Genomic DNA, 15,764 nt, shown 5'->3' on the forward strand with positions numbered 1-15,764 from the left:
TCCTTTATTAGAGCCATTCTTCAATTGCTAAAAAGGACTAAAAAGGATACAATTAAGAAGTAATATTTAAAAAAATAAAGGTGGGATTAAGGTGATTTTAGTTTGTGGCGGGGCTGGCTATATTGGCAGTCACATGGTTCGTTATTTAAGAGAAAAAAACAAAGAAGTGCTAGTAGTGGATAATCTGCGAACAGGTCATAGGGAGTCTGTGCCAGAGGATGTACCTCTCTATGTTGGCGATGTTAGAGACATGTCATTTTTAAAACGAGTTTTTAGTAATAATCAGATAGATGGGGTTATTCATTTCTGTGCCCATTCATTAGTGGCAGAAAGCATGGAAGACCCTTTAAGATATTATGATAATAATGTAGGAGGAGCCATTAGCCTGCTTTCTGTCATGAGAGATTTTAAGGTGCCTAATATTATATTTTCTTCAACAGCAGCTACTTATGGGGAACCAAAGACAGTTCCTATAACTGAAGATTTAGAAACTGTACCGACTAATCCTTATGGAGAAACAAAATTAGCCATGGAAAAAATGTTTAAATGGGCTGATGTAGCCTATGGGATTCATTATGTAGCTTTACGCTATTTTAATGTAGCTGGTGCTTATAAAACAGGAAAAATAGGAGAGGATCATAATCCAGAAACCCATTTAATTCCTCTTTTGCTTCAAGTACCATTAGGTAAAAGAAAAGAAGCCTATATTTTTGGTACAGATTACCCTACATCAGATGGTACCTGTGTGAGAGACTATATTCATGTTATGGACATAGTTGATGCTCATGTCAAAGCTTTAGACTATTTAGAGAAGGGCAATCCTTCAAATACTTTTAATTTAGGAACGGGACAGGGCTTTTCTGTTAAGGAAATTGTAGACATGACAGGGCAGGTTACGGGGAAACCTTTACCAACTATTTTAAAAGAGAGAAGAGCTGGAGACCCTGCTGTTCTCGTAGCCGACAATAAGAAAGCAAAAGAAATGTTAGGTTGGGAACCAAAACATTCAAATATAGAAAAGATGATTGCTTCAGCTTGGCTGTGGCATAAAAATCATTCGGAAGGATATTATGAGCAAGAAGAAATTTTATGCAGTTTTAAATGGAAAAGAAGGCAAACCGAGAATTTATGAAGATTGGGCAACTTGTCAGGAGAATGTTAAAGGTATTAAAGGTGGTGTCATCTTTAAAAGTTTTCCCACTAAAGAAGAAGCCTTAGATTTTTTAAATAAAGGGGGACCTTTAGAGGGCGACGATAATCATGTAAATATTAAAACCCCTTTAGCCATTTTTGTAGATGGTAGCTTTAAAGAATCCGATAATATGTATAGTTATGGGATGGCGGTTGTTGATGTTGCTACAGATACAGCTATTTATGAAGAATATGGCTTAGGAACCAGTAAGGAGGCTTCTGAGCTCCGTAATGTTGCTGGGGAAATGAAAGGGGCTATGCGTGCTTTACAATATTGTAAAGGGGGGAATATTACAGCTGTTAGTCTCTGTTATGATTACATAGGTATTGAAGCATGGGCAACAGGAAAATGGAGAAGAAAAAATAAGTTTACTGAAGCTTATTATAACTATATGAACAAACTATTTAATGATGTAGAAGTTACTTTTGTAAAAATCAAAGGTCATTCTAATAATAAGTGGAATGATGTAGCTGACGCTTTAGCAAAAGAAGCTTTAGGGATTAAGTAAAAATTTTAAGCATAAGTTAGTTATAAATAACTAAAAGTTTCATAAAACAAGTAGCAAGAAAGGGGTTCTCATTTTGAGTTTATTCACTAAAGTACAACCAGTATTTATTCTTAGTGCTGCCTTAGTAGGTCTTTTCCTCGGTGGTGTAACCTCTTTTGGCAATTATTCTGTTAATTTAATAGAACCCTTTCTAATGGCACTATTATTTGTGGTGTTTTTATCTGTTGATTTAAAGCATATAAAAAGCTTTTTCCAACTATAAATTCACCATTACATCTCTTTTAGTAAATTTTATCTGAACCCCTATTTTTGCAGTAGTCCTAGGTATGATTTTTTAGAAGGCTCTTCTGATTTACAAATCGGTTTTTAATGCTAATGGCAACTCCTTGTACCGACTGGTATTTAGTGTTTACGGGAATTGCTAAAGGCAATGTAGCTTTAGGCACTACTATTTTACCTTTAAATCTTATTTTGCAGATTATTTTACTCCCAGTCTACCTATTTATTTTTATGGCAGTCAAGTAGATGTAAATGGAGGGCATATTCTTTTAAGTATTATTATGGTACTGGCACAACTAGTAAAATGGGTAGCTCGAAATTAAAGGCTATCCAGAGAGGTGTAAATAAGGTGTTGGATAAAAGTGATACTTTACAGCTTGTTTTTTATGCATAGCCATTATTGCTATGTTTGCCTAAGAAGGAAAAGCCCTTTTAAATAATCCCATATTGTTATTGCAAATGCTCTTGCCATTATACTGTTTCTTTATAGTTAACTTTTTGTTAGTATACTTTATTGCTAAAAAGCTGAAAATGAGTTTTTATGATACAATACCTCTAATTATGACAACCCTAGCTAGAAACTCCCCATTATCTCTTGCTATTGCTGTAGTAGCATTTCCAGACATACCTTTAATTTCTCTTGCTTTAGTAATAGGTCCTTTAATTGAGTTATCTGTTATGGGAATAGTCTCTAATATTCTATTGAGATTAGGTAAAAAGAGAATGGTAGAGTAAAGGAAATGAAAAAGACAGTCCACAAAAAGCAGTAATGAGAAAATTAATGAAAGAATATCTAAGTAACAATGATATGAGCCAAAGATGGAAATGATGTAAACTTTGTTATTAGAGATATAATATCTTACATAAAACCATTCGTCATAGAACTCCTAGACACAATAGTAAGGCTGAACCTTCTCATCGTAATGATAACAACAGATTTTATTAATTCTTAACATTTACATTCTTACATGATTAAAATGTTAAACATTCTAACTTTCTTTTTGAAATTTGTCTCACATCATTGTACAATTAAATTTAAAATACTAAACTTAGTGAAATGTATTGACCTTCATAAAGGATATCAGATATAATGAAAGAATAAGGACTGCCTATAGGCAGTCATTCTTCTTATATTAGGAGGGAAACTATGAAAGAACAAGAACAAGAAACGATTCTTACCAAAGAAGGGTATGAAAAGTTAAAGGAAGAGTTAGAGTACTTAAAAAATGACAAGAGAAATGAAGTAGCAGAGAGAATTAAGATTGCCATTAGTTTTGGTGATTTAAGTGAAAACTCAGAGTATGAAGATGCTAAGAGAGAGCAGGCCCATTTAGAGGGTAGAATTGCTGACTTAGAAAAAAGTTTAAGTCGCGTTAAGATTATTGAAGAGAAGTCTGATTCTCAAAGAGTGAAGCTAGGTTCTAAGATTAAAGTGAGAAATATAGATACTAATGATGAGTTAGTCATTACAATAGTAGGTTCTATGGAGTTTGATCCAGAAAATCTAAAGATTTCTAATGAATCTCCTATTGGTAAAGGTCTGCTTGATAAAAAAGTTGGCAGTACTGTGAAAATTACGTTGCCAGCAGGTATTGTTTCTTATAAGATTTTAGAAATTATTTAAGGGATTAAGGAGGGTGTTTCATGGAAGAGAATTTAACAGAATTATTGCAGATTAGACGTGATAAAATAGATGCTTTAAAAGAAAAGGGCATTGAACCTTTTCATGGTCAATTCAAGAGGACCCATCAAACTAAAGAAATCCTGGATAATTTTGAAGCTTTAGAAGGACAAAAAGCCATTATTAGAGGTCGTTTAATGTCTAAAAGAGGTCATGGAAAAGCTGCTTTTGTCAATGTGGCAGATATGAGTGGCAATATGCAGGTCTATATTAGAAAAGACCGTTTAGGTGAAGATGCATTTGATGTTTTTACATCTTTAATTGATATTGGAGATATTATTGGTGTTGAGGGAGAAATCTTTAGAACACAAAAAGGAGAAATCTCTATTAGAGCTGAAAAAGTTACATTGTTAACTAAAAGCTTACTGCCTTTACCTGAAAAATTCCATGGCTTAAAGGATGTTGATTTAAGATATAGACAGCGTTATTTAGATATGATTATGAATGCTGATGTCAAAGATACATTTGTAACTAGAAGTAAGGTTTTAAGAGAAATTAGACATTTCTTAGATAATAAAGACTTTTTAGAAGTGGAAACACCTGTTTTAACGTCTATAGCTGGAGGGGCTTCCGCCCGTCCATTTATTACCCATCACAATACACTTGATATGGACTTATTCTTGAGGATTTCTTTAGAGTTACCATTAAAAAGATTAATGGTAGGTGGTATTGAGAGAGTCTATGAACTGGGTAGAGTATTTAGAAATGAAGGTGTTTCAACAAAACACAATCCAGAATTTACTTTACTAGAAGTTTATCAAGCTTATGGGGATTTAAGAGATATGATGTCTTTAACAGAAAATATGGTAGCAACAGTTGCTGAAAATGTTTTAGGGAAAACAGAAGTTGTCTATCAAGGAACACCGATTGATTTTAAACAACCTTGGAGAAAAATTTCCATGGTTGATGCTGTTAAAGAACATACAGGTATTGATTTTGAAGCTATTGGCTCTGACGAAGAGGCTATGGCTATCTGTAAAGATCAGTTAGATATTGAAGGTAATTTATCTAAGGGCGAGCTTTTAAATGAAATGTTTGAAGCTCATGTTGAAGAGCAATTAATTCAACCAACATTTGTTTATGATTATCCTCTGGAAATTTCACCATTGGCGAAAAAATTAAGGGATAATCCAATGCTGACCGATCGTTTTGAAGCGTTTGTATTTGGTCGTGAGCTAGCTAATTCATTTAGTGAGCTAAATGACCCTATTGATCAAAAAGAGCGTTTCTTAGATCAGGTTGCTCGTAAAGAAGCTGGCGATGATGAGGCTCAACCTTATGACAGCGATTTTATTACTGCCTTAGAATATGGTATGCCTCCTGCTGGTGGTATGGGTATGGGGATTGACAGATTGGTTATGTTTTTAACGGATGCCCTGTCTATTAGGGATATTATTATCTATCCAGCCATGAAAAACAAAAATTAAGGAATCCTAAAAGGCTGCTTTTTTAAGGCAGCCTTTATTATATGCAAATTAAGATAGAAGGAGATGAATGCTAATATGAATATAGCTGTTTCTTTAATTGTTACCATTATTTTAGTAGCAGCTAACGGCTTTTTTGTTGCTGCTGAGTTTTCTATGGTTAAAGTGCGCAGAACAAGACTTGAGACAATGGCCAACGAGGGTAATAAGATGGCGGCTAGAACCGTTGGTGTTGTTGACCGACTCAATGCCTATTTGTCAGCCTGCCAGTTAGGGATTACACTGGCTTCTCTTGGTTTAGGTTGGATTGGAGAGCCTGCTGTTTCTCAGTTACTAATGCCTGTTTTTGAATGGTTTAATGTGCCTGAAAGTGCTACCCATTCAATTTCGTTTATTGTCGGCTTTTCCATTATTACAACACTTCATATTGTATTGGGAGAGTTAGCGCCTAAGTCACTGGCCATTGTTAGTACTGAAAAAATTGCTAATTATACAGCATTGCCGTTGATTATATTCTATAAGATTACCTATCCAATTATTTGGTTATTTAATAAAGTGACAGAATTAATTTTAAGAATGGTTGGTATTAAGCAGGTGGATAATCATGATGTAGCCCATACTGATGAGGAAATTCGCCTCTTGGTAGAAGATAGTTATGAACAGGGTTTAATTGATGAAACTGAAATGCAATTTGTGGACAATGTAATTGATTTTTCTGATACCCACATTGTGGAAATTATGATTCCTAAAGAGGAAATGGTAACTGTTAAGGAAACAGATTCCATAGAATCCATTAATAAGATGATTTTAGAATCAAAGTTAGAACATACTCGTTATCCAGTATATTCAGAAAAAGATACTATTATTGGCTTTATCCATATTAAGGACTTATATCAAGAGCTTTTGTCAAAAGAAGATAAATCTTTAGAGGAGATTATTAGACCAATTCGATTTGTACCTAAAAATGCTTCTATTAGTAACGTCTTAAAAATCTTTCAAAAAGAAAATAACCACTTAGTTATTGTTAAGGATGGTTATGGCACTATCGTAGGAATGGCTACTATGGAGGATATTTTAGAAGAAATTGTAGGGGAAATTGATGATGAGTTTGATATAGAAGATTAAAGAATATATGTGTATTAAAAACCCCATCTAGAATTAGATGGGGTTTTTGTTATGTTTATTCTTCAGAGGAAATTACTTCCTGTTCTTTTCTTAAAGCAATTTCTGTTTTAAGTTTTCTAACCACCAGTATTAAGGCAATTATGATAATGATACAAGTAATCCCGTCAACTAATGGATAGACTGCCCAGACTGCCCAAATATTACTAGTTATGTTAGCCATAATTATAGTCAGCGGCACAAACAGTATAAGGGGACTGAATAGGGAGAAGAAAAAAGCCATTTTATTTCTTTTAATGGATTGGAAGAACATGCCACCTATGAGATTAAAGCCAATAATACTTAAACCAGCATGGGTAAGCACTAAAATTGGAATACCGTATTCAATTAACTCTATATCATTAACAAAGATTCCCATAATTTGTGGTGTCAGTGTCACAATTAAAATAAACATTGCTGTTAGAAAAACTGTAGCACTAATTAAAGCAATTTTTAAACAATCCTTAATTCTATCATAGTTATTGCCACCATAGGCATAGCCAACAATAGGTCTTAAGCCATGGGTAATACCGAAGACTGGTATCACAACAAAACTATCGAGACGGGTAATAATACCTACCATAATAAGAGCATTTTCACCACCTAACCTTAAAGCTAAAATATTCAGCACTAAGGCTCTAATACTAAAAGCCAATTGGTTGGCAAAAGCGGCAAAGCCACTGGCGACTACTTCTCTAAATATTTTAAAGGATACAGCGAATTTATTAAAGGTTGCTCTTAGATGATGAGCTTTGGCTCTGATATAAATAAAGAGTACAATAAAACCAAATGTTTCAGCCATACCTGTAGCAAGACCCGCACCTACCGTTCCCATTTCTAAAACTGGAATAAAAATATAACCTAATAAAATATTCACTATAGCTCCTGAAATCATGGTAATCATAGGCATAATACTATTGCCACTTGACCGTAAGAAGTTTTCATAAATTAAGGCTAACCCTTGGGAGGTAAAAAAAGGCAGGAGTAGAAGCAGGTAGGTTTTACCGTGTTCCAGTGTTGCTCCAGTACCACCAAAGGCGATTAGAATAGGTTCTATAAAAATAAATGTTAAAATACAAAGTGCAATATAAGTAATAACCCCAAAGATAAGTGTTGAGGCGATAATTTTCTTAACTTTACTATTATCTTTTGCGCCATAGGCAATAGAGAGAAGGGTTCCCCCGCCGGTTCCAAATAACAGCGTAAAAGCAAAGAGAATCATTTGCATTGGGTAGGCCACTGTCACACCGCCAAGAGCTTCAGGGCCTACAAATTTACCTAAATAGACACCATTAATAATCATATAGAGTGCATTGGCTAGTAAACCAGCCATAGAAGGAATGGATAGTTTAAATAGGAGTTGGCCAACAGGTGTTTTTCCTAAATTTAAATTACTCATTTTACTAGCCATTAGACATTTCCTTCGCTAACTGATAAAGGAGTCGTGTCCCAAAACCAGTTGCTCCCTTACTAAAATAGCCTGTATCTTTTTCGGCCCAAGAAGGACCGGCTATATCAATGTGAATCCATGGTGTTTCCCCAACCACTGCGCCTACAAAAAGACCTGCAGTAATGGTGCCGGCAAAACGGCCTCCAGAGTTGGTTAAATCAGCATATGGACTTTTAATCAATTCTAAATAGTCTTCATCATGAGGTAATTCCCATGTTCTTTCTCCTGTAACCTTGCTGGCTTTTTTAAGCTTCTTATAAAAAGCCTCATCATTGGTTACTGTTGGAGCAATTTTTTGACCTAGGGCGATTTCAGCAGCTCCTGTTAAGGTAGCAATATCCACTATATAATCTACTTTTTTTTCTGTGAGAATATAGTCTACAGCATCAATTAATGTTAAACGACCTTCAGCATCTGTATTGGCAACAAAAATAGTTTTACCACTTCTTGATGTTAAAATATCGTTAGGACGATAGCTTTTCCCAGAAACAGCATTATCACAAGCAGCAATAACAGCGGTTACATTTATAGGGAGTTTTTGTTCAGCAATAGCCCCCATAGCCGTTAATACGCTGGCGGCACCACCCATATCCCCTTGCATTGTCGACATACTGTTAGCTGGTTTTAAGGATAAACCACCTGTATCAAATGTAATACCTTTACCAACTAGTCCTAGTGTTTCACCATCAGTATTACCAGTATATTCCATTACTATTAGAACAGGCTCAAAGCTTGAGCCACTGGCTACAGCTAAAAAAGCATTCATTTTTAATTTTTCTATAGCTTTTTTATCATAAACTGTAGTTGAGAAGCCTGCCCCTTTACCTAATTCTTTGGCTTTATTAGCTAAGTAGACAGGTGTTACAACATCGCCAGGTTCATTGGTTAATTCTCTAGCTTCAATAGTCATAGCCCCTAAGAAAATACCTTCATCTAAAGCATCTTTAAAGGATGGTGCAGCTGGAATAGCTAACACAATATTATCCAGGGTTTTTTCTTTTTTATCTGAAAGATATTTATCAAAAGCATATTGGGCTAATGTTAAACCTTCACCAATAGCTCTAATCCATTTATCTTTCATAAAAACTTGATCTAAGAAAAATGTAAGCTCTCTTTCTTTTAGCTTATTGGCTTGTTTTGTAGCTTTAGCTACAGCCATTCTCAAAGCTTCCTCTGTGAGTTCTTTGCGTTTACCTAAACCCAGCAAACAAATAGTTTTTAATTCATGATCTTCAATAAATGATGTAGTATAAAAACTATCTTTTTTACCAGAAAATACATCCTTGTTTTTTAATTCAGTGAATAAGGATGACTGTTGCTTTTCTTCATAATCTTCTTCAAATAATAAATAGGCACAAATGCCTTTTGGATTATCAACTGTATTTTTTAATTGAATCATTTTAACACCCCTTTAATGTTTTATAAATGCTCATTAAACCTTTTTCTAATTCTTCTCTTGAACAACCGATGTTGAGTCTAAAGAAACCATTACCTTCTTCACCATAAGTTAAACCATTAGTTAAAGCAATATTTCCCTTAAATATTAAGGCTTTTTCAATAGACTTATTATCGCCATAGGCACTTAAATCAAGCCACATTAAAAATGTGCCTTCAGTTCCATAGGTTTTAGCTTGAGGCAGGTTTTCTTTTAAGAAATTAACAACAAAATCTCTGCTGCCTGTTAGGTAAGTCCTTAAATCAAAAAGCCATTGATCACAATCAGTATAGGCTGCCTCTAAAGCTTCTACTCCAAATGTATTTCCCTCATGACCACCAATTGCATTAAAAGCCTGACTGAAATTTTTTCTAATTTCTGGATTAGGAATAATGGCTACGGATGTTGATAGACCGGGTACATTAAATGTTTTGCTTGGAGCAATCATTGTAATGGAATGGCCTTCAACCCAAGAATCAATTGAAACAATAGGATAATGTTTTCTATTATCAAAAATTACATCACTGTGAATTTCATCTGAAACTATAGGCACATTATATTTTTTTGCTAAAGTAGCTATTTCATGTAATTCTTCTTTGGTAAATACACGGCCTGTTGGATTATGAGGACTGGAGAGAAGCAGGAGTTTTCCTTCTTTTAAGACTTCCTCTAACTGTTTAAAGTTAATTTTAAATCCTACTTCTTCTAAAAGAAGGGGGTTTTTAAAAATTTTTCTTTTATTGGCTAGAATAACCTCATAAAATGGGTTGTAGACAGGAGGCTGTACAATAACCTCATCTCCAACTTCAGTTAGTGACTGAATGCCAAAGCCGACCCCGGCCATAACACCTGGCGTAATATAAATCCATTCTTTTTTAATAGTCCAGTTATGATGTCTTTTAACAAAATCAATAATAGATTGGTAAAAAGAATCTGTTTGGATAGTATAGCCAAAAACAGGATGTTCTGCTCTCTTTTTTATTGCTTTTTCAATTGCTTCTGGTACTCTGAAATCCATGTCGGCTACCCAAAAAGGTCTTGCTTCTGAATTTCCGAATTTCTCTTCTAATGTATCCCATTTATAGGATTTAGTATTTTTTCTATTAATTTTTTTGCTAAATTTTTCCATTTATGAACCTCCGAATTTCTTTTTTCATTAGTCACTATTTAAAACTTACTTTAATTGTAACAAATCTCAGGTTTATTTGATATAATAAAAACAAGGTTAAATAAATAAATAGAGGTGTTTTATATGTTTTATCGAATCGCTTGGCATATTTGTCATTTTTTTGTTTTTTAACAGGGCGGACAGAATATTATCAAAAAAAACAATCTCTTTGAAGAGTAATCATTCCTATTAGTATCTAATCATCTAAGCAATTTTGATCCTTTTCTAGTAGCATTAAGAATGAAAAGAGAAGTAGCTTTTTTAGCTAAGGATTCTCTATTTGATAATAATATTTTAAATTGGATATTAAGAAAGGTAAATGCTTGGCCTGTAAAAAGAGGTGGGGATCCAAGAGAGGCTATTGAGCAAATGGTCTTATTTTTAAAAGAAGGCAAGCCTATTACCCTTTTTCCAGAAGGTCAGAGAAATAAGACAGATCGTCCTCTTTTGCCTTTTAAACAGGGAGCAGCTCTGATTGCTATTAAAGCGCAAATTCCTGTTATTCCAGTGGCTATTAAAGGGTCTCAATACTTTTTTGGAAAAAAGGAAATTGTCTATGGAGAACCTATGATGCCACCAACTAAAGGAGGTAAGGCTCAGCGAGAAGCTTTTACCAAGGATTTAGAATTTTCTATTGCCTATATGTTAGAGCAATTAGACTATTACGGAAGCAAGGAATATAAAAAGCACATAATTAAGGAAGAAGGCGTTGTAACGAATGTTATACTATATTGTTGTTTTTGGAGCCAAACTTTATTTTAAAATAATTGGGCGTTTAAAAAATTTAGGCAAAGAGAACATTCCTAATAAAGGAAGCTATATGATTGTCTCTAATCACATTAGCAATAAGGATCCTTTTATTTTAGCTTCTGGGAAATTAAAGCCCTTAACATTTATTGCAAAGAAAAGTCTTTTTAGAGGTTCTCTAGGCCTCTTATTTAGATTTCTAAAAGCAAAACCCATTGATCGCGATGGGGATCCAAGAGCAATATTAAATTTAGCTGTTGAATTACTGGGTACGGGTCATCTTATTGGTATTTTTCCTGAAGGTACTAGAAATAAAACAGGGGAGTTATTAGGGCCTTTTAAGAAAGGGCCAGCCTATATTGCCTGTAAAGCTCAAGTTCCCATTATTCCAGCATCTGTATGGGGGACTAATTGTGGTGGTTTTCATAAAATTGTTTGTGAGTATGGTGAACCATTTATGCCACCAGAAGGCAGTGGTAAAAAACAGGTTGAAGAATGTAATCAGATGATGGAGCAGAGGATACGCCAACTCCTTGAGGGTATTATTGAAAAATATGATAAGAAAAAATAAGTTGAATATATAAAGAAAAAGGGATTCCAAGAATTTGGAATCCCTTTTTAAAGGAGGGGGTAATAGTTTAATGAAGCTCTTCTTCTTTTTGGTTTTTTAAATAATGTTTTGTAATTAAAGAGAATATTTAGAAGAATAGCCGTTAGAGCAGTCACTAAAATACCACTTTTCCCTGTAAGCATTTGGATAGATTCAGGTAAGCCAGCAAAATAAGCCTGGAACTACAGATAGTCCTAGCCCTAAAGCAATTGAAACACCTACAATTAACATATTTTTGTTATCATCTAAATCAGCTTTCTTAAGCATATTAATACTACCCATAACAACCATGGAAAACATAACAACAGCTGCACCACCAAAGACTGCTGGAGGAATAATAGTAGCTAATGCGGCAAATTTAGGAATAGTACCTAAAATAAGTAAAATAATACCAGCGGCAACAGTTACCATTCTATTGGTGACTTTTGTTAATGCTAGAAGGCCTATATTTTGACCAAATGTAGTATAAGCGAAACAGTTGAAAACACCACCTAAAACAGCGCCTAACCCTTCAGCTCGATAGCCTCTTTTTAAAGCATTTTGATCTACTTTAGTATTGGGCAATATTACCGATTGTAAAAAACATACCTGTAGATTCTGTCATAACCACTAACATTACAATACAAATGGAAATAATGCCTTGAATATTAAAAGTAGGTAAACCAAAAGCAAAAGGTGTAATAAATCTGAAAAATTCTGCTGACTGAAGCTGAGAAAAATCAGACATACCTACTGCTGTAGCTACAATAGTTTCTAAAACAAGACCAATAATAACAGCTAAGGTTCGAATAAACCCAGAAAAAGCGATTAACGATTAATATAATTAAAATTACAAGTATTGAGATTAAGAGATATTTCATTGCTCCAAATTCTGGATTAGTTACACCGCCAGCTGCATTTCTCATGGCTGTTGGAATTAAACTCAAACCAACAACTGTGACAATGGAGCCATTTACAATATTTGGGAAAAAGCGCACCAGCTTACTTAAGAAAGGGGCTACTAGAAAAGAGAAAATACCGGCTACAATTACACTTCCAAAAATAGCTGTAATTCCAAATTTGTTACCAATGCCAATCATGGGACCTACTGTGACAAAGGAAACCCCCATGACTACAGGCAATTTAATACCAATAAAATTTCCGATACCAAAGGATTGAATAATAGTTGCAATCCCGCAAGTAAATAAATCCGGCCGCTACTAAAAAGGAGATTTCATCTGGACTTAGGCCTATACCACCACCCTACAATAATAGGAGCAACGATAGCTCCAGCATACATGGCTAGGACGTGTTGTAAGCTCAGTACTGAAAGCCTGCCAAGGGATAGTTTTTCGTTCATTTTACTCACTCCCGTTAAATTAGTTAAGTTCACATAAATAATGCCTTGTACGTAGATTATAGCCATCTTCATCATAAAAATCTTTAGTTGGAAATACAAAGTTTGAAATTCTAAACACATTAAATTCAGATTAAAATACAAGGAAATATACAGATTGTAAAAAAGAAAACTGATTCAGTTTTGGCTGAATCAGTTTTCTTACTATTATAATACTATTCTGTTTAAATACCATAGCCTCCATCAATGGAAACTGTTAAACCATTTAGGTAAGTGCCTTTTTCCATCATAAATACTGCTAGCTCAGCTACTTCATCAGGTTTACCTATTCTTTTAAGAGGAACTTCTTTAAGAAATTCTATGATATCCTCTTGAGAGTAAGAGGCTGTCATATCTGTATTAATATAGCCAGGAGCTATACCCATTGTACGAATATGACAAGGGCCTAATTCTTTTCCTAAGGAAGTTGTCATTTGGTTAAGGGCACCCTTAGTCATAGCATATACTGTTTCACAACTGGCACCTTTGGCACCCCAAATAGAACTTATATTTAAAATAAAAGGCTTATTACATGATTGTCTTAAATAGGGTATGGTATCTTTGGTTAAAATTAAACTACCTTCAATATTAGTAGCTAGACAATTCTTGATTGCTTTTACAGGTGTTGTTTCTAAAAGACCTTCAAGAGAAATTGAAGCATTATTAATAAGGCCGTCTATTTGTCCCCATTTTTTTAAGACTGCTGCTAGAAAGTGTTTATTAGCGTGAGAATCCTGTAAATCACTTTGATAAGGAAGCACTCTATCTTGGTACTGATTGCTAATTTCTTTAGCAATTACATTGCTATTTAAGTAAGTGAAGCCAATGTAATAAGAGGTCTTTTTTATAAGTTGATTCAGTATAGCATTGCCTATGCCTTTAGTGCCTCCAGTTAAGAGTATTACTTTTTTCATTACAAGTTACTGCTACTAATAAATTCCATTACTTTAGGCATAACTTGTTTTTTTCTAGAAACAATGCCTTCCAGGAATTTGCCTTTATGAATATTAGGTCCAAAACAGTAAGTCGCTAAATACTTAGAATCAGGTTCATAGTAGATATAGGAACCTTTTTTGAGAATATCTGTTATTGAAAGGATAACATAGGCATTTTTATTTTCAGTTTTAATTTTAATCATTAGATTTTCTAATTCTTCTTCTCTTTCTTTTAGGGTATCGATATCTAATGTGAATATTTGGCTAATACAAGCTTTTTTCTCATCACTTTCAAACCATTTTAAATCCTTATAGAAAAGCTCTTTAGTTGAAATAGTGCCTAGGGCTGTTCCTGCTTTAAACATATCTCTAGCAAAATCATTTACATCAAGGTCTAAATGTTTTTCTAAAAGTGCAACATATCTTCTATCGGTATCAGTTGTTGTAGGAGAAGTTAACATTAAAGTATCAGATATGATTCCTCCTAAAATTAAACCGCAGTAAGCATCATCAGGCATCATATGTCTTTCTAAAAATTCTTGCAGGAGTAAGGTGCTGGTACTGCCTAATGGCAGGTTTTTAAATTGTAGAGGATAAGTGGTTTTAATATCCCCTAATTTATGATGATCATAAATTTCTAAAATAACAGCTTCCCTAAGGCCTTCAGCACTTTGAATATATTCATTATGGTCAACAAGGATAACACTTTTACCTTGAGCGCCAATTAAATTTTTACGAGAAAGCATTCCTAAGTAGCGGTTTTTTTCATCAACTACGGGGAAGGCTGATTGATTAGGTTTATTTTTCATGTCCTCTACTACCCAAGAAAGATAATCTTGGTCACCAAAATAATCAGCATCTCTTTTTAAATAGGTTGCAATTGTTTTGCAAAGGGGTAGTTTTTTTGATGTTTCATAACTATCAAAAGGGGTAGAGATAATGGTAATATCTTTAGCATCAGCTTTGTCAATTAATTCTTGAGGTAAATTATGATTACCAGTAACAATAATTAAAGAAACATTTTTTTCAATAGCCAATGCTGTAATATCATGGCGATCACCAACAATAGCAATATGATAATCTTTTAAAATATCTTTCTTTTTAAGAGTATCATAGTGATAGGCTAAAACAATGATTTCTCCATTAATATAGAAGGGTGGTGTTGTCCTAGTTAAAGGACTGGAAGATAAGCCTTCGCAAATATTATTGAAAGGGGCATTTAGCTCCTTTTCATAAGTTCTAATGAAAGTCAGGGCTAGTTCTTGCAAATCAACAATGCCCATAACATGGTTGTGCTTACTCACAACAGCAAGAGAACGGAGTTCTTCTTTTTCCATTAAATGAATGGCTTCCATAATACTAGTAGTTAAGGTTCCTACTGACGCTTTTGTATATGGAATATCAGCTACCTGTGTTTTAACATTTTTTAGATAGCGAGGAGCATTGATTTTAAATCTATTTAAAATGTATTGGGATTCTTCATTAATAGGACCTAAACGACAAGCTTGGGTTTTAATGCCTAACTTCTTTTTTAGATGGGCTAAGACAAGAGATGCCACTATGGAATCTGTGTCAGGATTTTTATGGCCGAATATATAAATCATTTAGTCACCTCTCTGGAATTTATTTTAATTATTTAGAAAAAATTACTTAAATTCTTTTTATCTACTATTATCTATCATAGTACTTCCATTATAGTAAAAATGAAAGGTTTTTACAAAAAAGATTTTAATTTTTTGGAAAAATATAGCTAAAGAAAAGAGGAAAATAGTGGCAGAAAAAGGAGTAATATGGTATGA

12 protein-coding genes and 3 pseudogenes are annotated in these 15,764 nt (G+C 33.9%); 8 read left to right on the top strand and 7 right to left on the bottom strand.

Annotated features, from left to right (window positions below; genetic code table 11):
* The first annotated feature begins 91 nt into the window (after positions 1-91).
* The 6 genes and pseudogenes from galE to AZF37_RS00350 all read left to right on the top strand — a co-directional run bounded on the left by galE (position 92) and on the right by AZF37_RS00350 (position 6,209).
* Positions 92-1,132 carry a UDP-glucose 4-epimerase GalE gene (gene galE, locus AZF37_RS00315; protein ID WP_088369078.1) on the top strand — a complete coding sequence of 347 codons (1,041 nt, stop codon included), beginning with the start codon at positions 92-94 and terminating at the stop codon, positions 1,130-1,132.
* Positions 1,071-1,700 carry a ribonuclease H1 domain-containing protein gene (locus AZF37_RS00320; protein ID WP_088369079.1) on the top strand — a complete coding sequence of 210 codons (630 nt, stop codon included), beginning with the start codon at positions 1,071-1,073 and terminating at the stop codon, positions 1,698-1,700. The genes galE and AZF37_RS00320 overlap by 62 nt, the downstream gene beginning before the upstream one ends.
* 73 nt (positions 1,701-1,773) lie before the next feature.
* Positions 1,774-2,714 (top strand): annotated as a pseudogene (locus tag AZF37_RS12965) (arsenic resistance protein).
* A gap of 412 nt (positions 2,715-3,126) precedes the next feature.
* Positions 3,127-3,603 (top strand): transcription elongation factor GreA, encoded by a 477-nt coding sequence (greA, locus tag AZF37_RS00340; protein WP_088369081.1) that lies wholly within the window; start codon positions 3,127-3,129, stop codon positions 3,601-3,603.
* 20 nt (positions 3,604-3,623) lie between these two features.
* Positions 3,624-5,087 carry a lysine--tRNA ligase gene (gene lysS / locus AZF37_RS00345; protein ID WP_088369082.1) on the top strand — a complete coding sequence of 488 codons (1,464 nt, stop codon included), beginning with the start codon at positions 3,624-3,626 and terminating at the stop codon, positions 5,085-5,087.
* A 75-nt stretch (positions 5,088-5,162) separates the two neighbouring features.
* Entirely contained in the window at positions 5,163-6,209 is a 1,047-nt protein-coding gene (locus tag AZF37_RS00350; RefSeq protein ID WP_088369083.1) for a hemolysin family protein, read from the top strand.
* A gap of 55 nt (positions 6,210-6,264) precedes the next feature.
* On the opposite strand, the gene AZF37_RS00355 is transcribed toward AZF37_RS00350, so the two are convergent.
* From AZF37_RS00355 to AZF37_RS00365, 3 genes are read right to left on the bottom strand one after another with little or no spacing between them, the layout of a single operon-like run.
* Entirely contained in the window at positions 6,265-7,656 is a 1,392-nt protein-coding gene (locus AZF37_RS00355; RefSeq protein ID WP_088369084.1) for an MATE family efflux transporter, read from the bottom strand.
* The gene (locus AZF37_RS00360) at positions 7,649-9,094 is read right to left on the bottom strand and encodes a leucyl aminopeptidase (protein WP_088369085.1); all 1,446 of its coding nucleotides are present in this window, start codon (positions 9,092-9,094) and stop codon (positions 7,649-7,651) included. The genes AZF37_RS00355 and AZF37_RS00360 overlap by 8 nt, the downstream gene beginning before the upstream one ends.
* A gap of 1 nt (position 9,095) precedes the next feature.
* Positions 9,096-10,259 carry a MalY/PatB family protein gene (locus AZF37_RS00365; RefSeq protein ID WP_088369086.1) on the bottom strand — a complete coding sequence of 388 codons (1,164 nt, stop codon included), beginning with the start codon at positions 10,257-10,259 and terminating at the stop codon, positions 9,096-9,098.
* Between the two features lie 234 nt (positions 10,260-10,493).
* Between AZF37_RS00365 and AZF37_RS00370 the strand changes: the two are divergent.
* Both AZF37_RS00370 and AZF37_RS00375 read left to right on the top strand, forming a co-directional pair.
* A pseudogene (locus tag AZF37_RS00370) lies at positions 10,494-11,060 on the top strand (lysophospholipid acyltransferase family protein); the annotation flags it as partial.
* Positions 11,017-11,616: a lysophospholipid acyltransferase family protein gene (locus tag AZF37_RS00375; RefSeq protein WP_088369088.1), complete on the top strand. Its 600-nt coding sequence runs from the start codon at positions 11,017-11,019 to the stop codon at positions 11,614-11,616. The pseudogene AZF37_RS00370 and the gene AZF37_RS00375, both read left to right, overlap by 44 nt.
* A 192-nt stretch (positions 11,617-11,808) precedes the next feature.
* Here AZF37_RS00375 and AZF37_RS00380 read toward each other — a convergent pair whose 3' ends face one another.
* The 4 genes and pseudogenes from AZF37_RS00380 to AZF37_RS00400 all read right to left on the bottom strand — a co-directional run bounded on the left by AZF37_RS00380 (position 11,809) and on the right by AZF37_RS00400 (position 15,569).
* Positions 11,809-12,219 (bottom strand): solute carrier family 23 protein, encoded by a 411-nt coding sequence (locus AZF37_RS00380; RefSeq protein ID WP_162473754.1) that lies wholly within the window; start codon positions 12,217-12,219, stop codon positions 11,809-11,811.
* Positions 12,206-12,827 (bottom strand): annotated as a pseudogene (locus AZF37_RS00390) (solute carrier family 23 protein). Before AZF37_RS00390 ends, AZF37_RS00380 begins: the two are co-directional and overlap by 14 nt.
* A gap of 388 nt (positions 12,828-13,215) precedes the next feature.
* Positions 13,216-13,944, bottom strand: coding sequence for an SDR family NAD(P)-dependent oxidoreductase (locus tag AZF37_RS00395; RefSeq protein WP_088369091.1), 729 nt, complete (start codon positions 13,942-13,944; stop codon positions 13,216-13,218).
* Entirely contained in the window at positions 13,944-15,569 is a 1,626-nt protein-coding gene (locus AZF37_RS00400) for a putative manganese-dependent inorganic diphosphatase (RefSeq protein ID WP_088369092.1), read from the bottom strand. The genes AZF37_RS00395 and AZF37_RS00400 overlap by 1 nt, the downstream gene beginning before the upstream one ends.
* Positions 15,570-15,764: the final 195 nt, after the last annotated feature.

Source organism: endosymbiont 'TC1' of Trimyema compressum, from assembly GCF_001584725.1.
Taxonomy (GTDB): domain Bacteria; phylum Bacillota; class TC1; order TC1; family TC1; genus TC1.